This window comes from Sphingobacterium sp. SG20118 (assembly GCF_044740685.1).
GTDB lineage: Bacteria > Bacteroidota > Bacteroidia > Sphingobacteriales > Sphingobacteriaceae > Sphingobacterium.
In genome coordinates this window covers 2,897,101-2,920,373 of the sequence record NZ_CP172826.1, presented here as the reverse complement: position 1 = coordinate 2,920,373, position 23,273 = coordinate 2,897,101, and the positions used below count along the sequence as shown (strand labels likewise).

Sequence of the window (23,273 nt, the reverse complement as noted above, 5' to 3'; positions counted from 1 at the left end):
TTTTAAAATCTAAACCGATAGTAAGGATTAGTAATTTTATTTATCGGATTTGGATGCTTACTATTTTATTTTTTTCAAGTCATAAAATTCTGCAAGCTCTCCTTGTACCTCTTTGCCTTGCATATCTAACATTTTCATGATACCTTCTCCAACTCTATATTTTGTCTCCCGATCTTTTTCTTGTATTATTATTGATCCTCCATCGGGTGTCCAAGTGAATTGACCAGTTACTTTTATGGGGTCTCCTTTTTCAAGATATTGTTCTGATTTTTCATATGTATCATCAGATTTTAGTGTAATAATGACGTGAATTCCTGAGCAATCAGCACAAGGTAACGTACCTTCATAAGTACCAGCCCAGTCTACTGAATTTTTTGTGTTATGCTCATCGTAAAATAAACTATCTTGTTTAACTTCTACTGGGGTATTTCCAGATTCAGCTTTTTCTTTAGTTTGTGTTTTATTTTGACAAGCCGAAAGCATTGCCACAAATATGAATAGACCTATGATGTTTCTTTTCATGATATTTTATTCTTTAAGTTATTCAACAGAATTATTCCGTTATAGTTTTAGAATTTCATGAAGTTACAAAATAATTTTATTTTTTTTCTGAGTGTCCCAGATCCTTATTCGGATTAATATGATCCCTCACCAGCTGTTTCAACTCTTTTACTTCAGGAAATCTGCCCATATCCTTACGGTCAAATAGCGTGTATCCGTCACTAGAAATGGTGTATTTTCCTGCAATTTCACTTGGAATCAATAAGACACCGTGAACATCTTCCGTAAAAGTGCTGAGTAACTCTTGTGCCATATAAGCTGCGCGTAACATCCAATTGCATTTTGGACAGTATTCTATTGAAATGGTTGGTTTGGATTTATTCATATTTCCTATCATCGAATGAGTAGCGAATATAAGTTATTTCATTTTGATATGAGCGGTCTCTTTTTAGCTGCTTTTTTATATTCATTTTTTAAGAATAACAATTAACCTATCTTAAGTGAAGTCATGGCTAGTGACCCGCCAACAGAGTTGTCATTAAACAACATGAGCTCATCGTGCTGCTCTTTTAAGGCTAAGCTGTAAATTAATGGTAAATAGTGCTCTGGTGTCGGGATTGCTAATTCGAAAGCTTTCCCTTGGTTTTTGAAATCTATTAAGGAATTGTGATCACCATCTAAAATATATCCTTTCATTTTTTCTTTAGCCTCCTGTGCCCAGTCCCACGCAAATCCAGATTCGTTCAATTTATCCCATGCCACCATACGTAAGTTATGAACCATATTGCCACTTCCAATTATTAAAACACCTTTCTGACGTAGAGAAGCTAACTCTTTCGCTAAAGCGTAATGATAAGATGCGGGTTTGGTATAATCAATGCTCATTTGTATAACTGGAACAGTAGCATTGGGGTATAGGTGTCTGACAACGGACCATGCACCGTGGTCAAGCCCCCATTTGTCATCAAGTAGGACATCTGCTTTTGTGATAATTCTTTTCGTTTCTTGTGCCAATGAAGGACTACCAGGGGCAGGGTATTGTACATCAAATAACGCTTGAGGAAATCCGCCGAAATCATGAATTGTTGGTGGATTCTCCATTGCTGTCACGAAAGTACCCTGTGTTTCCCAATGGGCAGAAATTACTAAGATTGCCTTTGGTGTGTCAAATGTCTTTCCTATATTTCTGAATCCGTCAACAAACTCGTTTTCTTCAATTGCAATCATAGGACTGCCATGTCCCAAAAATAAAACTGGAAATTTTTCCGTTGCTTGGAAAGATTTAGATAAATCATGTAGGGAACTTACTTTTAAAGCAGCTCCTGCGAAAGGGATTGCAGCCATAGCGGTTATCATTTGTTTTCTAGTCATTTTTTACTCCTAATATCTTTTGTCGTTTTGGAGTGTTCAAACACGACATACAAATATCAGTTTTATCTGATGGAGTGGGTATTGTTTATCGGAAAGAAAGTTGTGTTATTTGGAAATTATCTTCTTCATGTCATTTCTAAAGTCTGTAGGTGTTTGTCCAGATTTCCTTTTAAAAACAGTTGTAAAGTAGGCTTTATCGGTATAACCAAGTTCAAAACCTATTTCTGAAATTGTTTTGTCGGTATTCATCAATAAACTCTTGGCTTCAATTAACTTTCTGGTTTCAATGATTTCGGAAACACTCTGTTGCAATATTTGATGACAGATAAGGTTGAGGGCGCGGGCGCTCATGAAAAGTTTTTCAGCATAGAAATTGACCGATTCCGGACGGTGGTAGTTCTCCTCTAGTATGGTTAAAAAATTCTTGAAAGTAGTACTGGTATTCGATGGGGCAAGTAAGCCTTCTGGAAACTGTTTCCTATATTCGGATTCAATCATGGTAAATAACGTACTTAGTAATTGACGAACAATGCCCAGGTCGGCATTTTTTGTCTGCATCTCATCTGCTATCATTTGTGAAACTGTAACCAATCGTTGAAAGCAAGGGGAGGACTCGATACTAAAGGTCGCGTGGTCATGAAAATGATTATACAGTTGGAATGTTGTTTCTGGAATGAATTCACTTTTGAATCGTAAAACCCAAAATTGACATTTCCCTGCTCTAGGCTGCGGTTTAACACGATGTATCTTTCCCTTGCTTACAAAGCTGATAAATGGAGCCACAAAAATTTCAGATTTGAAATCTATAAAATGTTCCAATTGACCTTCTGTGCCAATAATCAACTCTTCGAAATCATGATGATGCAAATTGTTTTCGCTATCTGCGATGCGGTCTGCCTCTGCGGCATCGAGTTGATATATTTTAAAAATTTCTTTCAAAGTATTTTATTGTTTTCCCTTAGCGATTAAAGTTATGTAAAAATGTAGTACGGAGTCCTATTGAAGCTTAATATTTCGGTCATTTTCTTTTGTAATCTATGTTGTCTGAAGGTTCATCGAACGATTTTAGAAATTAGTATTACTTTAAGATCCCGAAAGAGATAATCTTTTTTAGGGTTAATGAGACCAACTATATATCGTTTGATTTGTCTAGCTTTTTGAGGCGCTCTTGATTTGGTTATCCTAACCTAGTATTTTTTATCCTATACCTTTTTACTGAATATATTTCATTCGTATTTCTTCTTAATACTTTCATGTTGCTATGAACTATAAATAGTGTATGGTTTATTTTTTCATTTATAGGGATGGTTATCATGGTATCCATAACGTGCAGTAATATGGAATCCTTTTAGGTGATTAATAAGTTTCGGAAATCATCTTGATAATAAGTTGATATCAAATTAGTACCAACTTCAGATTTAATAGTGTATTAAGAGGGTGATTATAGGGGGTTAGTAGGGGGTTAATAGGGGGTTAATAGGGGTATATCCCTATTAACCCCCTACTAATACCAAGCTATCTCTGGTCTACACCTGTTTTAATACCGAAGTTGGTACCTAGTTCATATTACTTAGGTTATAATCCAAGTAGGATCTGCATATTGAATATCTGCTGTTGTGTCCATGCTTATCTATAGCGGTACAATATGTATTTACTATATACTATCTATAAAGAAGCTAGCTGCTCTTCTGGTCTGATTATAGTCAGTCCATACTTAACCTATAGCGATGGAATAAGTAGGTAAGGGATGCTATTATAAAAAGTGAATGGTTATTCCGGTCTATTATAGTCATTCACACTTATTTCTACAGAGAGACAATAAGTGCTTATACTATATATAAGGAGTGATCTGCTATTCCAGTCGATTGATAATCATCCATACTTATCTATAGCGGTACAATAAGCTATATGTAAAGTAGCAATCTGCTATTCCAGTCGATTGATAATCATCCATACTTATCAATAGCGGTACTATAAGAAGCATGCGATCGGCCATCATAAAGGAGCGATCGGCCTTAGCACCTGTTTTTTGGGCGATATCCAACCCTCAGTTCGGCTCTTTGAAAAATAAATCATCCAATGATACAGCAAGTTACCCCCTTTCTCAATAAATAAGTAAGAAAACGTTTGGAAGTGAATATAAAAATGGTCTATCTTTGCACCACTCCGCAAGGGAGGAACGGTCGGTTCGAAAGGACGGACAATGAAAAAAAGAGGGTCTATGTTATTTAGACGCAGAAATCGAAAAGGTCTCCAAAAATAAATTTTCACATTTATTTTGGATATACCAAAAAGATCTCTACCTTTGCAGTCCCAACGGAAACGAAGGGAGCCAAAACAAGATCGATAACGGCGCAATGCCGACATCATATGGCCGAAGCGAGATGCGGAAGCGAAAAAAGTTCTTTAAAAATATAATCATGTAACGTAACGAGTAGTGTTGAGAAACGACGAAAGTTAAAAAAATCAACCTGTTCAATTTTAGAATTAGAAATAAAATACAAGACAATTCTATTTATTATAAATAGTCTTGATCTTACACTTCATTTTACAATGGAGAGTTTGATCCTGGCTCAGGATGAACGCTAGCGGCAGGCCTAATACATGCAAGTCGGACGGGATTCAGAGCTAAGCTTGCTTAGTTCTGATGAGAGTGGCGCACGGGTGCGTAACGCGTGAGCAACCTACCCATATCTGGGGGATAGCCTCTCGAAAGAGAGATTAACACCGCATAACATCATCGAGTGGCATCACTCGATGATCAAATATTCATAGGATATGGATGGGCTCGCGTGACATTAGCTAGTTGGAGAGGTAACGGCTCACCAAGGCTACGATGTCTAGGGGCTCTGAGAGGAGAATCCCCCACACTGGTACTGAGACACGGACCAGACTCCTACGGGAGGCAGCAGTAAGGAATATTGGTCAATGGAGGCAACTCTGAACCAGCCATGCCGCGTGCAGGATGACTGCCCTATGGGTTGTAAACTGCTTTTGTCAGGGAATAAACCTACTTACGTGTAAGTAGCTGAATGTACCTGAAGAATAAGGATCGGCTAACTCCGTGCCAGCAGCCGCGGTAATACGGAGGATCCAAGCGTTATCCGGATTTATTGGGTTTAAAGGGTGCGTAGGCGGTCCTATAAGTCAGTGGTGAAAGACGGCAGCTTAACTGTCGCAGTGCCTTTGATACTGTAGGACTTGAATCTATTTGAAGTGGGCGGAATAAGACAAGTAGCGGTGAAATGCATAGATATGTCTTAGAACTCCGATTGCGAAGGCAGCTCACTAAGTTAGCATTGACGCTGATGCACGAAAGCGTGGGGATCAAACAGGATTAGATACCCTGGTAGTCCACGCCCTAAACGATGATAACTCGATGTTTGCGATACACAGTAAGCGTCCAAGCGAAAGCGTTAAGTTATCCACCTGGGGAGTACGGTCGCAAGATTGAAACTCAAAGGAATTGACGGGGGCCCGCACAAGCGGAGGAGCATGTGGTTTAATTCGATGATACGCGAGGAACCTTACCCGGGCTTGAAAGTTAGTGAATGATCCAGAGACGGATCAGTCCTTCGGGACACGAAACTAGGTGCTGCATGGCTGTCGTCAGCTCGTGCCGTGAGGTGTTGGGTTAAGTCCCGCAACGAGCGCAACCCCTATGTTTAGTTGCCAGCGAGTTATGTCGGGGACTCTAAACAGACTGCCTGTGCAAACAGTGAGGAAGGTGGGGACGACGTCAAGTCATCATGGCCCTTACGTCCGGGGCTACACACGTGCTACAATGGATGGTACAGCGGGCAGCTACATAGCAATATGATGCTAATCTCTAAAAGCCATTCACAGTTCGGATTGAGGTCTGCAACTCGACCTCATGAAGTTGGATTCGCTAGTAATCGCGTATCAGCAATGACGCGGTGAATACGTTCCCGGGCCTTGTACACACCGCCCGTCAAGCCATGAAAGTTGGGGGTACCTAAAGCATGTAACCGCAAGGAGCGTGTTAGGGTAAAACCGATAATTGGGGCTAAGTCGTAACAAGGTAGCCGTACCGGAAGGTGCGGCTGGAATACCTCCTTTCTAGAGCATTCAAGATTGAAGCTCGTTACGTATACACATGATTTATATTATAGAAACAAAAAGAAACATTTGAAGAAATGTGCCCATCCCTGTAGGATGGTCCAGAGAGAGAATGATAAGCTAGTCCCGTAGCTCAGTTGGTTAGAGCACTACACTGATAATGTAGGGGTCAGCAGTTCAAATCTGCTCGGGACTACCATAAAACGATACGGGGAATTAGCTCAGCTGGCTAGAGCACCTGCCTTGCACGCAGGGGGTCATCGGTTCGACTCCGATATTCTCCACAGGTCTGCCCGAACACCAAGATATTGTGTTCATTATAAGGGGGACAAAGAGTTCTTTGACATATTGAAAGAAAAAAATTACAAGAGAAGACAACAGTAGAGACAATACTGTGATGTGCTCGATGTATTATGAAGACCCTCGGTCAAGGCCGAACGGATTAATGCGTAGCATCATGGTTATATATATCAAAAAGCAACCCATAGTAGCAAAAGGGCTATGAGGTGAAGAAAGTAAATAAGGGCACACGGGGGATGCCTAGGCTCTCAGAGGCGATGAAGGACGTGATAAGCTGCGATAAGCTTCGGGGATCAGCAAATGTGAGTTCGATCCGAAGATTTCCGAATGGGGCAACCTAGCATACTGAAGGTATGTTGTATAATACGCGAACGCGCTGAACTGAAACATCTAAGTAGGCGTAGGAGAAGAAAATAATAATGATTTCCCAAGTAGTGGCGAGCGAACGGGAAAGAGCCCAAACCATTGATGTTACGGCATCAGTGGGGTTGTAGGGCTGCGATGTGGCATTAGCAAACAGAAGTGGAATGGGATGGGAAGCCCAGCTATAAACGGTGATAGCCCGGTACACGTATAGAATGCTAGCCTAGCAGTACCCTGAGTACCGCGGGGTCGGAGACGCCCTGTGGGAATCTGTCAGCACCATCTGATAAGGCTAAATACTCCTGAGAGACCGATAGTGAACTAGTACCGTGAGGGAAAGGTGAAAAGAACCTCGAACAGAGGAGTGAAAAGAACCTGAAACCGTGTGCTTACAAGCGGTCGGAGCTGCCAGGTGCAGTGACGGCGTGCCTTTTGCATAATGAGCCTACGAGTTACTCTTGTCTGGCAAGGTTAAGTGGTTCAGCCACGCAGCCGAAGCGAAAGCGAGTCTTAATAGGGCGCATAGTCAGATGAGGTAGACGCGAAACCTTGTGATCTACCCTTGGGCAGGTTGAAGTTGCAGTAACATGTAATGGAGGACCGAACCGATAAACGTTGAAAAGTTTTCGGATGACCTGAGGGTAGGGGTGAAAGGCTAATCAAACTGGGAAATAGCTCGTACTCCCCGAAATGTTTTTAGGAACAGCGTCGGCATAGAGTCTTATAGAGGTAGAGCTACCGATTGGGTGCGGGGGAGTCAAATCCTACCAAATCCAGACGAACTCCGAATGCTATAAGATATGGCCGGCAGTGAGGCTTTGGGTGCTAAGGTCCAAGGCCGAGAGGGAAAGAACCCAGACCATCAGCTAAGGTCCCTAAATATACGCTAAGTTGAACTAACGAGGTCCGGTTGCCTAGACAGCTAGGATGTTGGCTTGGAAGCAGCCATTCATTTAAAGAGTGCGTAACAGCTCACTAGTCGAGCGGCCGGGCGTGGATAATAAACGGGCATCAAGTGTATTACCGAAGCTATGGATTTGTATCATTAGATACATCTGGTAGGGGAGCATTCTATTTACGGTGAAGCGATCTGGTAATGGGTCGTGGAGTGCATAGAAAAGCAAATGTAGGCATAAGTAACGATAAGGCGGGTGAGAAACCCGCCCACCGAAAGACTAAGGTTTCCTGATCAACGCTAATCGGATCAGGGTTAGTCGGGGCCTAAGGCGCATCCGAAGGGAGCAAGCCGATGGACAACTGGTCAATATTCCAGTACTTTTTATAACTGCGATGTGGTGACGGAGTAGTGACACTGCCGCGAACTGACGGAATAGTTCGTTGAAAGGCGTAGGTATAGGGACGGTAGGCAAATCCGCCGACCCTGCTGAAACCCAATAGTACAGCAAAGCTTCGGCGGCGTTGATAGAGCAGGTAAACAGACTTCCAAGAAAACCCGCTAAGCTTCAGGTTATAAAAACCCGTACCGTAAACCGACACAGGTAGTCGAGGAGAGAATCCTAAGGTGCTCGAGTGAATCATGGCTAAGGAACTCGGCAAAATGGCCCTGTAACTTCGGGAGAAGGGGCGCTTCCTCCAGCAATGGAGAAGCCGCAGTGAAAAGGCCCAGGCGACTGTTTAACAAAAACATATGGCTTTGCAAAATCGAAAGATGAAGTATAAGGCCTGACACCTGCCCGGTGCTGGAAGGTTAAGAGGGGATGTCATCGTAAGAGAAGCATTGAATCGAAGCCCCAGTAAACGGCGGCCGTAACTATAACGGTCCTAAGGTAGCGAAATTCCTTGTCGGGTAAGTTCCGACCTGCACGAATGGTGTAACGATCTGGGCGCTGTCTCAGCCATGAGCTCGGTGAAATTGTGGTATCGGTGAAGACGCCGATTACCCGCAACGGGACGGAAAGACCCCATGCACCTTCACTATAGCTTAACATTGGAATTGGGTACAGGATGTGTAGGATAGGCGGGAGATGTTGAAGTGGCTTCGCTAGGAGTCATGGAATCAACCTTGAAATACCGCCCTTTCTGTATCCGGTTTCTAACTCGGTTATATCGAGGACATTGTTTGGTGGGTAGTTTGACTGGGGTGGTCGCCTCCAAAAAGGTAACGGAGGCTTTCAAAGGTAAGCTCAGTACGCTTGGTAACCGTACGAGGAGTGCAATGGCATAAGCTTGCTTGACTGTGAGACCAACAAGTCGAACAGGGTCGAAAGACGGACATAGTGATCCGGTGGTTCTGTATGGAAGGGCCATCGCTCAAAGGATAAAAGGTACGCTGGGGATAACAGGCTGATCTCCCCCAAGAGCTCATATCGACGGGGAGGTTTGGCACCTCGATGTCGGCTCGTCACATCCTGGGGCTGGAGAAGGTCCCAAGGGTTGGGCTGTTCGCCCATTAAAGTGGCACGCGAGCTGGGTTCAGAACGTCGCGAGACAGTTCGGTCCCTATCTGTTGTGGGCGTTGGAAGTTTGAGTGGATCTGTCCTTAGTACGAGAGGACCGGGATGGACTGACCGCTGGTAAACCAGTTATGCCGCCAGGTGTACGGCTGGGTAGCTACGTCGGGAATAGATAAGCGCTGAAAGCATCTAAGTGCGAAACTAGCCACGAGATGAGACTTCCTTATAGGGCCGTAGAAGACTACTACGTCGATAGGTTGCAGGTGTAAAGGTAGAGATACCATAGCTGAGCAATACTAATCACCCGAAGCTTTCTCAAGCAACGCAGACACTGTTGTCTTCCTCTTTTAGTTTTTCTTTCAATTGTCTATAGATCAGATGGTCACTTTATCCGTAATGGATATTGTTTCTATATTCTGATAACCTTATTTTAGGTGCCTATATCGGCGGTGTCTACCTCTTCCCATTCCGAACAGAGAAGTCAAGCCCGCCAGAGCCGATGGTATTGCCGTAACAGGTGGGAGAGTAGGTCGGTGCCTTTTTTTATACAGAAGCCCTTGCATGACAGCAAGGGCTTTTTTGTGTTCTGGATTTTCTGGGGGAGAGCACCTCCGGACCGGACATCACCCAGCAACCGATGGCCTGGCCTCAAAACACTGCAATGGACTGGAAATTAGGTCTGTACCATTTCCTATACTAAAGTCCTTACATATTAGCGATTATCTCTGGCTCTATGTGATGCTGTTGAAGCATATCTTATTGCTATAAAAATGCTAAAACATATCGAATATGCCTTATCGTTAGTCTTTCATGAGGAATTTTTTTCTCGTTACTTATATTAATTCCTCGCTGTTAAGTTTTGGATTGCTACTTGATATATACATAGATTAAGGTTGCTAAGGCACTCCCTATAAGTGGTCCAATGACAGGAACCCAAGCATAGGCTATATTGAAAGATTTCTTGTTTTTTATTGGTAATAAGGCGTGCGTTATGCGAGGGCCTAGATCACGTGCTGGATTAATGGCATATCCAGTGGTACCACCTAATGATAGGCCGATACCCCAAACGACAAAACTTACAGGTATTGCTCCTATAGAACCTAGTCCAAAGGTTTGTCCTTGGTAAGTCGTTGGACTCGTGAAATTTAGTATACAAAATATTAAGACAAATGTGCCAACGATTTCGCTAATAATATTAATTTTAGGGTTGAATATGGCTGGTCTGGTACAGAATACAGCCTCTTTAGCTCCTGCATCATCGGTTTCTGTGAAATGGTCTTTGTACATGAGCCAAACTATAAAAGATCCAAACATTGCGCCTAAAATTTGCATAAGGATGTATTGTAAGCCCAAGCTTATCGTCATCTTATTTAAAAGAAGATTGGCAAGAGTGACTGCGGGATTTAGATGTGCTCCGCTGTGAGGGTCCTGCGATGGTAACACCTGCAAATACTGCCAATGCCCAAGCCGTACTGATAACTATCCAACCCGAATTATTTCCTTTAGTATCTTTTAATACCACATTTGCAACGACCCCGCCACCTAATAGAATGAGGATGGCTGTGCCTATAAATTCTGCAATTAATACATTCATATTATAAAATTAATTAGTCATTCATATCATAGTTTGCCCAAAATTTTGTGGTCTCTACTGCTCTTTTCCATTCTCGTAAAGATTGTTTTACTCTATCGTCACCAATCGGCTTGAATATCGTATCTAATTGCCATTGTTCGGCAATCTCTTCAATACTAGGCCAAAAACCAACTGCTAGACCTGCTAAATAAGCCGCACCAAGTGCCGTTGTTTCAATTACTTCAGGTCTTACTGTAGTCGCATTAATGAAATTGGCCTGGGTTTGCATCAGAAAATTATTAGCACTCGCACCTCCATCTACGCGAAGCTCCTTGACTTCAATTTGTGAATCAGACTGCATCGCTGTCAGCACATCGGTAACTTGGAAAGCAATGCCCTCAAGTGCAGCACGGGCGATGTGTGCGACATTAGTTCCCCTTGAAAGCCCCAATAAGCTTCCTCTAGCATAAGGGTTCCAATGCGGCGCACCAAGTCCTGAAAAAGCAGGAACCAAATATACACCATCACTGTCTTTTACACTAGTGGCTAATCTTTCGACTTCTGCTGCTGTTTTTATAATCCCCAACTCATCTCTTAACCATTGTATAACTGCTCCTCCGATAAAGACGCTCCCCTCTAGGGCATACGTTACCTTATCCCCAATTTTCCAAGCAATAGTGGTAACTAAATTGTTTTTGGAAAATATCGGTTTTGAGCCAATATTCATTAATAAGAAACAACCAGTTCCGTATGTGTTTTTGGCCATACCTTTCTTCGTGCACATTTGTCCGAAAAGTGCTGCCTGTTGATCTCCAGCTATCCCAGCGATAGGTACCACACTTGATAGTATTTGTCCTGAAGTATAACCATAGACCTCCGAAGATGATGCCACTTGAGGTAAGAGACTCTTTGGGATATCAAATAGGTTTAGAAGCTCTTCGTCCCAGTTTAATGTCTCAATATTATAGAGCATTGTACGCGAAGCATTGGATACGTCGGTTACATGTACTTTTCCATCCGTTAAATTCCATATAATCCAAGTGTCCACAGTTCCAAAAGCTAGTTCTCCACGATTTGCTCGCTCGCGGACACCTTCAACATGTTCTAATATCCAATTAATTTTGGATGCTGAAAAGTAGGAATCAATACGTAAGCCAGTTTTTTGCTGTATGGTATCACTGTATCCTTCTTTTTCGAGGTTTTTACAATAATTGGCTGTTCTACGGTCTTGCCAAACAATGGCATTGTAGACGGGTTCACCTGTGTTTCTATCCCAAATAATCGTTGTCTCGCGTTGATTTGTGATTCCGATACCTTTAATATGTTTGGGCGTGATTTTTAATTTAGCCATAACCTCGGTAAAGACAGATAATTGGCTGGCCCATATTTCCTTAGGGTCGTGTTCTACCCATCCTGAATGCGGATATATCTGTTTGAACTCTTTCTGTGCTATGGCTTCTATTTTTCCTGATTTTGAAAAAATAATAGCTCTGGAACTGGTTGTCCCTTGATCTAATGCTAAAATGTATTCTTTTGTACTCATTGATTTAGGGGTTTTAGATTATGCCTCATAACTGTAGTGTTTGCCAAGCGCTAAGAACTGTTGAAGCTCTTCTTCTTTCCACGATTCTGTCTGATCAAGTTCATTCGCCATAATATGAACTACAACAGGTGCGGCCTCCATAGCAGCTTTAGCGTCTAGAAACAGCATCCGCATCCTTCTTGCTAAGACATCCTCGAGTCGCCTAGCCATTTCATTTCTTACCGCCCATACAACTTCAGCAGCGATATAATCAAACTTGGGATGTATCTTTTGATTGAGTTCGGGGTTTTTAATTGCTAAATCTTTAATCAGGTCAGCATCAGTACCGTAAATTTGCCAATGACCTTCTTGTTTATCTTCTAAATAACCATGAATTTTGAGGGTTTTAGTGATGCAAGGTGCATCGGTTAATTTTCCGATTTCAATGGCCTTATTTACAGTATCCTCTGCCATTTTTCGATAGGTAGTCCATTTTCCTCCAGTGATGGTAATCAATCCTGACTTGCTTGTAATCAGCTTGTGGTCTCTTGAAATCTCTTTTGTCGATTTAGAGTTCTCATCTTTTGGGGCAGCTAATGGTCTTAAACCTGCAAAAACACTCAGTATATCCTTCCTCGTAGGTGCTGGATTGAGGTATGTTTTAGCAGTGGAGAGTATAAATTCAACCTCTTCCTCCAAAGGTCTTGGTTCAATGGTGTGGATATCCAGCGGGGTATCTGTCGTACCTAATAAGATGTGGTCATGCCATGGAACACCGAACAAAACCCGGCCATCATCTGTCTCTGGAATCATTAAGGCATCATCTTCTCCCAAGAATTTTTTATCGATAACAATATGTGTTCCTTGTGAGGGTCTAACTAAGTTTCTTATGGGTAGGAGACTCCATTTTGAGAATGTCGTCAACAAAAATACCAGTAGCATTGATAACCGTTTTTGCGGTTATTTCAATCGTTTCTTCCGATTCAAGATCTGTAAATGAGATGCCAGAAACATGTCCATTTTCATCTTTATGGATGGCATTTACATCGCAATAATTGAGGATTGTGGCGTCTAACATGCTTGCTGTTTGCGCTAAATTAATAGCAAATCTAGCGTCATCAAATTGTCCATCATAGTAGATAATTCCACCTTTCAGGCCTGTTTTTTTGATGGATGTTAGTTTGGATACCACCTGTTCGTTGGATAGGAATTTGGATGCACCAATGCGGTATGATCCTGCCATCCAATCGTAAATTTTTAATCCAATCAGATATTTCCATTTACTATAAAAGGAATAACAGGGTATAATAAAACTTTGCACCTTAGCTAGATGAGGTGCATTTTTGAATATTAATCCTCTTTCTCTTAAAGCAGAATAAACGAGCTTTATATCACCATTTGCTAAATAGCGGACACCTCCATGAACCAATTTAGTACTCCTGCTCGAGGTCGCTTTTGCAAAATCGTATTTTTCCAACAGGAGTGTTTTATATCCACGTGATGCGGCATCAACAGCAATACCGAGGCCGGTAGCCCCCCCCCCAATGATGACGACATCCCATTTCGAGTTTTTCTTTACCCGTTCTAGGTTTTTGTCTCTTTTAAAGTTAATCATACGCTTGTTTAATAATTACATTTGGTTTCATTTGTATGCTTTTTTGGTCTAGTATAAATATAAATGAAAGGTCTTTTTTATACAACGAAATAGGATGAAAGTTTGTTTTATTTATTTTTTAATTGGTACATTGTTCAAATGTCCCAATTTTATATATCTCATTTATAAGAATGCGATATTCTTGCTGTGCTGAAAATAAATGGATATATTATTGTTACAGAGTTGAGGAAGAATTTGGATTTCTCTAAGGTTACCATGAGTATGGATTTATAACGCGCATAAGGTGCTGTAGTTGTTTTTTCACAGCTTGAGGGATAACGAGAGGAAATAGAAAGAATGATTGGAAAAGAGCCTCTTAAAAGAATAATTAATGGGTATGTTAAAATAGATAAACAACGATTGTTTTTAATAAAAAAATAGGTTGTTTATTATTATTTTCCTTAAATAATGTAAAAAAAGACTAAAAATATTGTCATTCGTTAAAGAAATGCCTTTATTTGCACAAATCTCAAATTTAAATGGCTAAAAATTTACTCATAGTAGAGTCTCCTGCGAAAGCGAAAACAATAGAAGGGTATCTAGGGAAGGACTTTTTAGTGAAGTCTAGTTACGGGCATATTCGTGACTTGGTGAAGACCGATGATGCTATTGATACAGATAAAGATTTTCAACAAAAATATGAAGTTCCTACTGATAAAAAGGCAATAGTCAGTGAATTAAAGAAATTAGCTAAAGCTGCAGAAACAGTATGGCTAGCGTCCGATGAGGACCGTGAAGGAGAGGCGATATCTTGGCATTTATTTGAGACGTTGGGTTTAAAGGATGAGAGTACTAAACGTATTGTCTTTCATGAGATCACGAAACCAGCGATTTTAAAAGCCATTGAGAATCCTCGTAAAATAGATTATAATTTAGTTAATGCACAACAAGCACGTCGTGTACTGGATCGATTAGTCGGATTTGAACTTTCTCCTGTGTTATGGAAAAAAGTAAAACCTTCTTTATCTGCAGGACGTGTTCAATCCGTTGCTGTACGTTTAATCGTAGATCGCGAGCGTGAAGTCATTCGGTTTAATGCTGAAGCATCATTCCGAATTGTTGCATTTTTTCATACAGGAAAAGTAAAAGATAGTTTTAAGGCAGAGTTGCCTCATCGCTTTGCTACAGAAGTTGAAGCAAAGCAGTTTTTAGACGATTGTAGGACTGCAGAGTTCGCTGTTAAGAGTTTGGAAACAAAACCTGCGAAACGATCTCCTGCGGCTCCATTTACCACTTCAACCCTACAGCAGGAAGCCAGTCGTAAGCTTGGATTTTCTGTTGCACGGACGATGCAGGTAGCGCAGCGGTTATATGAGGCAGGGCGCATTACTTATATGCGTACCGACTCGGTCAACTTAAGTGATACAGCAATAGAAGCGGCAGAAAAAGAAATTCGCTCAGCTTATGGTGATCGTTACCACAAACTAAGAAAATATAAAACGAAGACTTCAGGAGCACAAGAGGCCCACGAGGCGATTCGTCCAACTTATTTTTCTGAACACAGTATCGAAGGTGATGCTGCAGAAAAAAGATTGTACGATTTAATTTGGAAACGTGCTATCGCTTCTCAAATGAGTGAAGCGGAGTTTGAGAAGACTTTGGCTAAAATTTCTATTTCTACACGTAAGGAAGATTTATCTGCTTCGGGTGAAGTAATGAAATTCGACGGATTCTTGAAGGTTTATTTTGAATCTACAGATGATGACCATGATTCTGGTAATGAAGAGGAAAACGATAATTCATTGTTACCTCCTTTAACAACTGGACAAGCTGTTGTATTGAAAAGCATGAATGCAACGGAACGTTTCACGAGACCTCCTGCACGTTACACTGAAGCTGCTTTGGTGAAGAAATTGGAAGAATTGGGTATCGGTAGACCTTCTACCTATGCGCCAACAATTTCAACAATTCAAAATCGTGGTTATGTTGTGAAAGAGGAACGCGATGGTCGTTCACGTGATTACCGTGTTTTGACATTGGAGAACGCAGAGATCTCTGCCGTTACGAAAACAGAAATCACGGGTGCGGAAAAAGGGAAAATGTTCCCTACTGATATCGGTATTGTAGTCAATGATTTTCTTGTTGAACACTTTAAAGGTATAGTAGACTTTAATTTTACGGCTAAAGTCGAAAAGGAATTTGATGAGATTGCACATGGTTTGACTGAATGGACAGATATGTTGCGCGAGTTTTATGGACCTTTTCATTCTGAAGTACAGAAAACTTTAGAGCATGCTGAACGTGCAAATAACGAAAGAGAACTCGGTGTAGACCCTGTTTCGGGAAAGCCAGTTTCTGTTCGTATTGGTAAATTTGGTCCTTTGGTTCAGATTGGAGCGCAGGATGATGAAGAGAAACCACGATTTGCATCCTTACGTAAAGGTCAGATGATCGAAACGATTACTTTTGAAGATGCGATGGAGTTGTTCAAACTACCTAAAAAAGTAGGGATCTTTGAAGAAAAAGAAATGACTGTTGCGATTGGTCGATTTGGACCTTATATTCGTCACGACTCCTCTTTCTACTCTTTACCAAAAGATCTTGATCCTTTAGACGTTACTGAAGAAGAATGCATCCAGATCATCAAGGAAAAGAGACAGAAGGATATCGAGAAAGTGATTCGTGTTTTTGATGAAAATCCAGAAGCGCAGATTGAACAAGGTCGTTGGGGTCCATTTATTCGTTTTGGAAAACAGAACTTAAAAATCCCTAAAGGTACGGAGGTTGAAAACATTACTTACGAAGATGTCGTTAAGTGGGCAGAAGCTGATGCTCCAAAGGGGAAAGCTAAAGTAGCTACTAAAAAAGCGACAACGACTAAAAAAGCTCCAGCAAAAAAAGCGACAACTGTTAAAAAGGCTACAACTGCTAAGAAAGCGGCTACAGTAAAAGCAACGAAAGAGAAATAATTGAAATGAAAAAGGATTTACCTGAAAACATTGTTCAAAATATTACCATTGCTGTTATTTTGGAAAGTGAGAGCCCGGAGTCGAAAATATGGAATGTCTATTTGATTAATGAAAAAAATCAAGAGATTCAAAATGTTTTGGTTACTTCAAAAGGTTATGGTGAGAAGGATGGTGTGCAGGTACAAACAAGCACATTACGTCATTTCATCGGTAATGTAGGAGCACATTCTTTTGACAAAATCGAAGCTATAGATGAGGAGGTGTTTGGCCTAACCAATGAATATTGGTTAAGCTTTTACATAGACAACATTATTTACGATAAAAAATATATCTTCTTACCCGAGAGCATTATTGAAGGAAATTTAATACTTGTTCCTGTAGTAAATAAGCTCGGGGTGATAATAGGAGGGATGAATTAGTTTTATGACAATTAGACATAACTTTATCATTGCTATTGATGGCTTTTCATCTTGTGGAAAAAGTACAGTAGCAAAAGCATTAGCTAAAAAATTAAAATTTGTTTTCATTGACAGTGGTGCCATGTATCGTGCCGTAACACTCTACTTCATCAGAGAAGGGATTGATATGGAAGACGAAGCAGCGGTGTCGCAGGCTTTAGAAGATATTCATATTGACTTCATCCCTAATTTGGACAAGACAGAGATTCATCTTAATGATGAAGATATTTCGGAAGAAATTCGTCAGATGTATATTTCGGATAAAGTAAGTGAAGTAAGCACGATCAGAGCGGTGCGCCAGGCAATGGTGGCACAGCAACAAAAGCTTGGGCGGAAAAGAAACATTGTGATGGATGGTCGTGATATCGGCACCACGGTATTTCCGGATGCTGATATGAAGATATTCATGACTGCCGACCCGCAGGTGCGTGCGAATAGACGTTACTTAGAATTGACGAATAAGGGTGAGCAGGTGACGATGGATGAAATTGTCAAAAATTTGGCTCATCGTGATCATATTGATAGTACCCGAGAAGAAAGTCCATTACGAAAAGCTGAAGATGCGTTAGTATTGGATAACTCCTATATGACACAAGATGATCAATTGACATTTGTCATTGAAGAATATAAAAAAAGAAGGGCTTCCCATTAGGAAGCTCTTCTTTTTTATTTAACACTATTAATTTGTTGCTGTTCTTTGAGTTTAGTAACATTGTTTTTCTCTCCAAACTCTTCTGTTTTTTCTTGAAAAGAATCCAATAACTGACGAATTGCATCTGAATTGTCTGCTGTACGTTGGAAAATATCGGGTAGTATTTTTTCGAGATTTTTGTCTCCAAGTTCGATATTATCCACTTCTATTTTCCCGATTTTTTCTAATACGGCTTGCTGACTTTTCCTAACATCCTCTAATTCTCGGGCTATTTTTTCCATCAATTCAAATTTTTTCAATTTATCCATATTATTAAAATTTAGTAATCTATTATAATAATAACGTATAAAATGGTCGATTTGTTTCATACAAAAAAAAAAGGTTCCAAATTTTTGGAACCTTTTATAACTATATTTTAGTAATTACTGTGTACGACCTGGGTATTCCTGTAACCCTTTTTCTAAACAGATCAGTGCTTTTTGGAGGTCGGCTTGCTTCAAAACATAAGCTAAGCGTACTTCGTTGTTTCCTGCACCAGGCGTACTATAGAAGCCTGTTGCGGGAGCCATCATCACGGTTTCATTTTCATACGAAAATTCTTCAAGCATCCACTGACAAAATCTATCTGCGTTATCAATTGGTAGTTTCGCAACGACATAAAATGCACCACCTGGATTTGGTGAAAATGCACCTTCAATCTTATTTAAACCATTAACTAGCGTGTCACGACGAGCAGTGTACTCTTTAGAGACAGCCTCAAAATAGCTGTCGGGTGTATCAACAGCAGCTTCAGCAGCAATTTGCCCCTCTAAAGAGGGACTCAAGCGTGCCTGAGCAAACTTAAGTGCTACTTGATACAATTCTTTATTTTTGGTGATCATGCACCCGATTCTAGCACCACAAGCGGAGTAGCGCTTTGATACGGTATCAAAGACTACCACATGTTGTTTCTAAGCCTTCCATGTGCATAGGAGAAATGAATTCACGACCATCATAGCAGAACTCACGGTAGGCCTCATCAGAGAATAGGTACAGGTCGTATTTCAAGCATAGTTCGCGTAAGGCTTCTAGCTCTTCTTTTGAATATAAATAGCCCGTTGGGTTATTTGGGTTACAGATCGCTATAGCTTTGGTCTTTTCAGTGATGACCTTTTCAAACTCTGCGATTGAAGGTAAAGCAAAACCACTATCGATATAGGACATGATGGGCTTTACAACGATATCAGCCGAACAAGCGAAACCATTATAGTTGGCATAGAACGGTTCGGGGATAATCACTTCTTCACCAGGGTTAAGACAAGCTTGCATCGCAATTAGAATAGCTTCAGATCCCCCATTTGTCACTAAAATATCAGTTGGTTCGATATTATAGTTCAATTTGTTGTAGTAGGTTGTGAGTTTATTTCGGTAGGATTCTGTTCCTTCCGATGCCGTATATGCCCACACTTTGAAATCAATGTTCTTTAAAGCATTAAGCATGACCTCCGGTGTTTCAATGTCAGGCTGTCCGATATTCAAATGATATATTTTTTTTCCCTCTTTCTTCGCTTGATCAGCAAATGGTGTTAATTTCCTAATTGGGGATGCGGGCATATTGTACCCTTTTCTTGATATTGATGGCATTATTTTATATGAATTAGCGAAACAAATTTAATGAATAAAAACCAAAAAAAGCCACTTTTGTAAAAGTGGCTTTTGAGTACAATGTTATGTTAAAGGTTTATTCTACAATTCCTTTAATGTATAATGTTTTTACAGGTGTTTTTGTATTTGATGTTACTGTAAAGCTTTTGGTAAAAGGAGCTTTTGATGCGGCATTATATGTCACTTTAATGGTTCCTGCTTCACCTGGTTTGATAGGCGTTTTTGTAAATTCAGCGACGGAACAACCACATGAAGGTTTTACATCAGAAATAATAATAGGCTGACTTCCTGCATTTGAAAATTTGAAACTATATGAAACTGGAGTTCCTTGAGCAATCTTTCCAAAATCATGCGTTTCCTTTTCAAATTTAAATTCGCTTTGACTCGTTTGCATTGCAGTGAACCCTACAAATGCGACAATAACAGCTAATACGGCTATAAATTTTTTCATATCTTCTTCTTCTTTTATTTTTTACTGTTTCTTTTTGATTGTCAAACTATGTACCAAAGTAGATATTTGAACTTTCATTTGCTTTAGAAAAGAGGCTAATAACAATAATATTACATTAACAGTCGTTAAATAATACCCTCTTTCAATAAATCTTGAATATGGATGATACCTTCATATTTGTTTGCGTCCATAACAATAAGTTGTGAGATGTTATTCTGGCGCATCATATGTAAAGCATTTACAGCTAATTCTGATTTATCGATTGTCTTTGGATTTGCACCCATGATATCGGCAGCAGTAAGTCCTGTTAGGTCTTCATGATTCTCGAGCATACGACGGATGTCACCATCGGTTATGATACCAATTATATTCTCCTGTTCCAAAACAGCAACAGCACCCAGTCGGCTTTGTGTGATGGTTAAGATGACAGATCTTATGTTGGCATTGCTTTGTGTTTTCGGTTTTTCATTTTGATCTGACAGATCGGCAACTTTCAGATATAGCTTTTTACCTAACGCACCTCCAGGATGGTATTTAGCAAAATCTTTATCTGAAAAATCACGACATTCCTGAAGACATACAGCTAGGGCATCGCCCATGGCCAATTGTGCAGTGGTACTGGAAGTAGGAGCGAGGTTGTTTGGGCAGGCTTCTTTTTCAACGGTGGTGTCCAATACGTAATCGGCCTGATCGGCTAAATAAGAATTGATATTACCAACCAATGCAACCAAAGTATTGCCGGTTTGTTTTAAGAAAGGTACCAAGACTTTTATTTCAGGAGTTGTACCGCTTTTTGAAATTGCGATGATTAAATCCTGCTTTTGGATAATCCCTAAATCACCATGAATGGCATCTGCTGCGTGCATGAAAATGGATGGTGTACCAGTGGAATTCATTGTTGCGACAATCTTTTGTGCGATAATCGCACTTTTTCCAATACCCGTAACAATGACACGTCCTTGTAAGTTTATTACGTGTTTAACCACGTTAACAAAGTCGTCATCAATCCGTTGTGCTAAATCTGCTACCGCTTTAGCTTCTTCTTGTATAGCTTGAATAGCTATATTTTTTATATCGATGTTGCTTTTCACAAAAAAAATATCTACTTTTATATTAAAGAATGAATACAAAAATAGGTTATTTTACAGATTTTTTGGTCATTTATCTATCTTATTTTTGCCCGAGGCTCGATGGAAATAGAAAAATCACTTTTCGACAATTTACAAGATTTTTTTGGTTTTGATACTTTTAAAGGGGATCAAGAAGCAATCATAACAAATGTGCTACAGAGAAAAGACACATTTGTCATAATGCCTACTGGTGGTGGAAAATCCATTTGCTATCAGTTACCGGCATTGATGAGTGAAGGGACAGCGATTGTCATTTCACCATTAATTGCCTTGATGAAAAACCAAGTTGATCAGCTTCGCGCATTTGGCGGAGAGGATAGTATTGCTCACTTTTTGAATTCTTCACTGAATAAAGGTGACATCATGCGTGTTAAACAGGATGTTACGGCAGGGAAAACAAAATTACTGTATGTTGCTCCAGAATCACTTTCTAAATTAGAGAATGTCGAGTTTCTGAAGCAGATTACGGTTTCTTTTGTTGCTGTCGATGAGGCACATTGTATCTCCGAATGGGGACATGATTTCCGTCCAGAATACCGCAAGATTCGTCAAGTTATCAATGGTATTGGTGATAATATCCCCATTATTGCATTGACGGCTACTGCTACCCCTAAGGTGCAGTCTGATATTCGTAAGAATCTTCAAATGAATGATGCACTGCTTTTTAAATCATCTTTTAATAGAGGGAATTTATTCTATGAAGTAAGACCGAAGAAAAATGTGGTCAAAGAAATTGTACGTTTTATTAAAGGCCAGGCTGGTAAGACCGGAATCATTTATTGCTTAAGCCGTAAGAAGGTGGAGGAAATTAGTGAGGTTTTAAATATCAATGGAATCAAAGCACTCCCTTATCATGCCGGATTGGATGCGAAAACGCGTGCAGATACACAAGATAAGTTCTTGATGGAAGATGTAGACGTTATCGTAGCAACAATTGCATTTGGTATGGGTATCGATAAACCGGATGTACGTTTTGTCATCCATCACGATATTCCAAAATCAATGGAGGGCTATTATCAGGAGACAGGTCGTGCTGGCCGTGATGGTGGAGAAGGTATATGTCTGGCTTTTTATTCGGAGAAAGATGTCGAGAAATTGACAAAATTCATGAAGGATAAACCTGTTGCCGAAAGGGAAATAGGGACTCAGATTCTGAAAGAAGTAATCGATTATTCTGAATCAGCAGTTTGTCGTCGTAAACAAATTTTACACTATTTTGGTGAAAATTTTGATGAAGCAGGTTGCAGTAGTATGTGTGATAACTGTCGTACGGAAAAGACTTACTTTGACGCTGAACAGTCCATTTTGGATATTCTTTCCTTTATTAAGGAGCAAGGTGAAAATTTTGATGATCTACATGTTATCAATGTGATGGTCGGACAAAATAACCAACCGGTGTCTGCTTACAAGCATGACGAACATCCACTGTTTGGAAAAGGTAAAGAAAAAGGAGTTGTCTATTGGGAATCTTTAGTTCGTCAAACGGTGCTCAGTAATTTCCTTGCGAAGGATATCGATCATTATGGATTATTGAAGATGACTGACATCGGTCGTCATTATTTGGAAAATCCTTATGCAATTAAATTCATCATGAATCGTCCTTTGGATTTTTCTGATGATTCTTCATCTGATGATTCAGGACATTCAACCGGAACGCTTGATACCGCTTTATTGAAGATGTTAAAGGATCTTCGTAAAAAAATTGCGAAATCTAAATCTTTACCTCCTTTTGTTATTTTTCAAGACCCATCCTTGGATGAAATGTGTACACATTATCCAGTATCACTGGATGAGTTAAAACAGATACAAGGAGTAGGGAATGGTAAAGCCGTCAAATTCGGAGCGCAGTTCGTTGAGTTGATCAAGAACTATGTAGAGGAAAATGATATCGATCGTCCAGTTGATCTTGTGATTAAAGGAACTGCAAATAAATCTGCGCTGAAAGTTGCCATCATCCAAAATATTGATCGAAAAATTGGTTTAGATGATATCGCTGCAGCAAAAGGAATCAGCTATGAAGAATTGCTGAAGGAAGTGGAGACCATCGTTAATGCTGGAACTAAGCTTAATATCGGATATTTTGTTGATGAGATGATTGATCAAGATCGTCAGGACGAAGTGTATGATTATTTTAAACAGGCTGATTCAGATTCAATTGATGAAGCATTGAAAGATTTAGATGGAGATGATTATTCGTATGAAGATATTCAATTGATGCGAATAAAGTTTATGTCTGAATTAGGGAATTAGA

At 40.2% G+C, this 23,273-nt stretch carries 16 protein-coding genes, 2 tRNA genes, 3 rRNA genes and 1 pseudogene; 9 read left to right on the top strand and 13 right to left on the bottom strand.

The window, feature by feature from the left end; all coding sequences use genetic code 11:
• Positions 1-60: 60 nt before the first annotated feature.
• The 4 genes from ACFX5U_RS13605 to ACFX5U_RS13590 form a co-directional block, all read right to left on the bottom strand.
• On the bottom strand, positions 61-522 hold the full coding sequence (locus tag ACFX5U_RS13605; RefSeq protein ID WP_038699197.1) for a copper resistance protein NlpE: 462 nt from the start codon (positions 520-522) through the stop codon (positions 61-63).
• Between the two features lie 76 nt (positions 523-598).
• Positions 599-886 carry a SelT/SelW/SelH family protein gene (locus ACFX5U_RS13600; RefSeq protein ID WP_400261057.1) on the bottom strand — a complete coding sequence of 96 codons (288 nt, stop codon included), beginning with the start codon at positions 884-886 and terminating at the stop codon, positions 599-601.
• Positions 887-987: 101 nt separating this feature from the next.
• Complete coding sequence (ygiD, locus tag ACFX5U_RS13595) at positions 988-1,872, bottom strand: 4,5-DOPA dioxygenase extradiol (protein WP_081918389.1); 885 nt, start codon at positions 1,870-1,872, stop codon at positions 988-990.
• A gap of 105 nt (positions 1,873-1,977) precedes the next feature.
• A complete protein-coding gene (locus ACFX5U_RS13590; RefSeq protein ID WP_400261056.1) occupies positions 1,978-2,811 on the bottom strand; it encodes a helix-turn-helix domain-containing protein in 834 nt (277 codons plus the stop codon).
• A gap of 1,611 nt (positions 2,812-4,422) precedes the next feature.
• Here ACFX5U_RS13590 and ACFX5U_RS13585 point away from each other — a divergent pair.
• The 5 genes from ACFX5U_RS13585 to rrf all read left to right on the top strand — a co-directional run bounded on the left by ACFX5U_RS13585 (position 4,423) and on the right by rrf (position 9,571).
• Positions 4,423-5,952, top strand: a 16S ribosomal RNA gene (locus tag ACFX5U_RS13585).
• A gap of 122 nt (positions 5,953-6,074) precedes the next feature.
• Positions 6,075-6,151, top strand: a tRNA-Ile gene (locus tag ACFX5U_RS13580).
• A gap of 11 nt (positions 6,152-6,162) precedes the next feature.
• Positions 6,163-6,236, top strand: a tRNA-Ala gene (locus ACFX5U_RS13575).
• 225 nt (positions 6,237-6,461) lie between these two features.
• Positions 6,462-9,348: ribosomal RNA gene (locus ACFX5U_RS13570) — 23S ribosomal RNA — on the top strand.
• 111 nt (positions 9,349-9,459) lie between these two features.
• A 5S ribosomal RNA gene (gene rrf, locus ACFX5U_RS13565) occupies positions 9,460-9,571 on the top strand.
• The 16S, 23S and 5S rRNA genes sit together here with 2 tRNA genes alongside, the layout of an rRNA operon.
• Positions 9,572-9,896: 325 nt before the next feature.
• On the opposite strand, the gene ACFX5U_RS13560 is transcribed toward rrf, so the two are convergent.
• The 5 genes from ACFX5U_RS13560 to ACFX5U_RS13540 are packed head-to-tail and all read right to left on the bottom strand — an operon-like array spanning position 9,897 to position 13,739.
• Complete coding sequence (locus tag ACFX5U_RS13560; protein WP_400261055.1) at positions 9,897-10,394, bottom strand: MIP/aquaporin family protein; 498 nt, start codon at positions 10,392-10,394, stop codon at positions 9,897-9,899.
• 1 nt (position 10,395) lies between these two features.
• On the bottom strand, positions 10,396-10,623 hold the full coding sequence (locus tag ACFX5U_RS13555) for an aquaporin (RefSeq protein WP_400261054.1): 228 nt from the start codon (positions 10,621-10,623) through the stop codon (positions 10,396-10,398).
• Positions 10,624-10,636: 13 nt separating this feature from the next.
• Entirely contained in the window at positions 10,637-12,145 is a 1,509-nt protein-coding gene (gene glpK, locus ACFX5U_RS13550; RefSeq protein ID WP_038699187.1) for a glycerol kinase GlpK, read from the bottom strand.
• An 18-nt stretch (positions 12,146-12,163) separates the two neighbouring features.
• Complete coding sequence (locus tag ACFX5U_RS13545; protein WP_400261053.1) at positions 12,164-13,066, bottom strand: glycerol-3-phosphate dehydrogenase/oxidase; 903 nt, start codon at positions 13,064-13,066, stop codon at positions 12,164-12,166.
• The gene (locus ACFX5U_RS13540; protein WP_400261052.1) at positions 12,999-13,739 is read right to left on the bottom strand and encodes an FAD-dependent oxidoreductase; all 741 of its coding nucleotides are present in this window, start codon (positions 13,737-13,739) and stop codon (positions 12,999-13,001) included. Before ACFX5U_RS13540 ends, ACFX5U_RS13545 begins: the two co-directional genes overlap by 68 nt.
• A 518-nt stretch (positions 13,740-14,257) precedes the next feature.
• Here ACFX5U_RS13540 and topA point away from each other — a divergent pair.
• From topA to cmk, 3 genes are read left to right on the top strand one after another with little or no spacing between them, the layout of a single operon-like run.
• Positions 14,258-16,687, top strand: a complete 2,430-nt coding sequence (gene topA, locus ACFX5U_RS13535) for a type I DNA topoisomerase (RefSeq protein ID WP_051959949.1) — start codon at positions 14,258-14,260, stop codon at positions 16,685-16,687.
• A 5-nt stretch (positions 16,688-16,692) separates the two neighbouring features.
• Entirely contained in the window at positions 16,693-17,106 is a 414-nt protein-coding gene (locus ACFX5U_RS13530; RefSeq protein ID WP_038699185.1) for a hypothetical protein, read from the top strand.
• 4 nt (positions 17,107-17,110) lie between these two features.
• Complete coding sequence (gene cmk / locus ACFX5U_RS13525) at positions 17,111-17,797, top strand: (d)CMP kinase (protein WP_400261051.1); 687 nt, start codon at positions 17,111-17,113, stop codon at positions 17,795-17,797.
• A 14-nt stretch (positions 17,798-17,811) separates the two neighbouring features.
• Here the strand turns inward: cmk and ACFX5U_RS13520 are convergent, their stop codons facing one another.
• From ACFX5U_RS13520 to ACFX5U_RS13505, 4 genes and pseudogenes are all read right to left on the bottom strand, one after another.
• Positions 17,812-18,105, bottom strand: coding sequence for a hypothetical protein (locus ACFX5U_RS13520; protein WP_038702719.1), 294 nt, complete (start codon positions 18,103-18,105; stop codon positions 17,812-17,814).
• Positions 18,106-18,219: 114 nt separating this feature from the next.
• Positions 18,220-19,420, bottom strand: a pseudogene (locus ACFX5U_RS13515) (pyridoxal phosphate-dependent aminotransferase).
• 97 nt (positions 19,421-19,517) lie between these two features.
• On the bottom strand, positions 19,518-19,892 hold the full coding sequence (locus tag ACFX5U_RS13510; protein WP_038699179.1) for a DUF1573 domain-containing protein: 375 nt from the start codon (positions 19,890-19,892) through the stop codon (positions 19,518-19,520).
• A 125-nt stretch (positions 19,893-20,017) separates the two neighbouring features.
• A complete protein-coding gene (locus ACFX5U_RS13505) occupies positions 20,018-20,983 on the bottom strand; it encodes an SIS domain-containing protein (protein WP_038699177.1) in 966 nt (321 codons plus the stop codon).
• Positions 20,984-21,082: 99 nt separating this feature from the next.
• On the opposite strand from ACFX5U_RS13505, the gene recQ reads away from it, so the two are divergent.
• Positions 21,083-23,272 carry a DNA helicase RecQ gene (gene recQ, locus ACFX5U_RS13500; RefSeq protein WP_400261050.1) on the top strand — a complete coding sequence of 730 codons (2,190 nt, stop codon included), beginning with the start codon at positions 21,083-21,085 and terminating at the stop codon, positions 23,270-23,272.
• Position 23,273 lies beyond the last annotated feature (1 nt).

Bases quoted from the DNA above. Each gene is read 5' to 3' on its own strand.
- recQ (WP_400261050.1), top strand. From the start codon at position 21,083: ATGGAAATAGAAAAATCACTTTTCGACAATTTACAAGATTTTTTTGGT.
- ACFX5U_RS13545 (WP_400261053.1), bottom strand. From the start codon at position 13,066: ATGCTACTGGTATTTTTGTTGACGACATTCTCAAAATGGAGTCTCCTA.
- ACFX5U_RS13530 (WP_038699185.1), top strand. From the start codon at position 16,693: ATGAAAAAGGATTTACCTGAAAACATTGTTCAAAATATTACCATTGCT.
- ACFX5U_RS13510 (WP_038699179.1), bottom strand. From the start codon at position 19,892: ATGAAAAAATTTATAGCCGTATTAGCTGTTATTGTCGCATTTGTAGGG.
- cmk (WP_400261051.1), top strand. From the start codon at position 17,111: ATGACAATTAGACATAACTTTATCATTGCTATTGATGGCTTTTCATCT.
- ACFX5U_RS13605 (WP_038699197.1), bottom strand. From the start codon at position 522: ATGAAAAGAAACATCATAGGTCTATTCATATTTGTGGCAATGCTTTCG.
- ygiD (WP_081918389.1), bottom strand. From the start codon at position 1,872: ATGACTAGAAAACAAATGATAACCGCTATGGCTGCAATCCCTTTCGCA.
- ACFX5U_RS13520 (WP_038702719.1), bottom strand. From the start codon at position 18,105: ATGGATAAATTGAAAAAATTTGAATTGATGGAAAAAATAGCCCGAGAA.
- glpK (WP_038699187.1), bottom strand. From the start codon at position 12,145: ATGAGTACAAAAGAATACATTTTAGCATTAGATCAAGGGACAACCAGT.
- ACFX5U_RS13555 (WP_400261054.1), bottom strand. From the start codon at position 10,623: ATGAATGTATTAATTGCAGAATTTATAGGCACAGCCATCCTCATTCTA.
- ACFX5U_RS13600 (WP_400261057.1), bottom strand. From the start codon at position 886: ATGAATAAATCCAAACCAACCATTTCAATAGAATACTGTCCAAAATGC.
- topA (WP_051959949.1), top strand. From the start codon at position 14,258: ATGGCTAAAAATTTACTCATAGTAGAGTCTCCTGCGAAAGCGAAAACA.
- ACFX5U_RS13560 (WP_400261055.1), bottom strand. From the start codon at position 10,394: ATGACGATAAGCTTGGGCTTACAATACATCCTTATGCAAATTTTAGGC.
- ACFX5U_RS13540 (WP_400261052.1), bottom strand. From the start codon at position 13,739: ATGATTAACTTTAAAAGAGACAAAAACCTAGAACGGGTAAAGAAAAAC.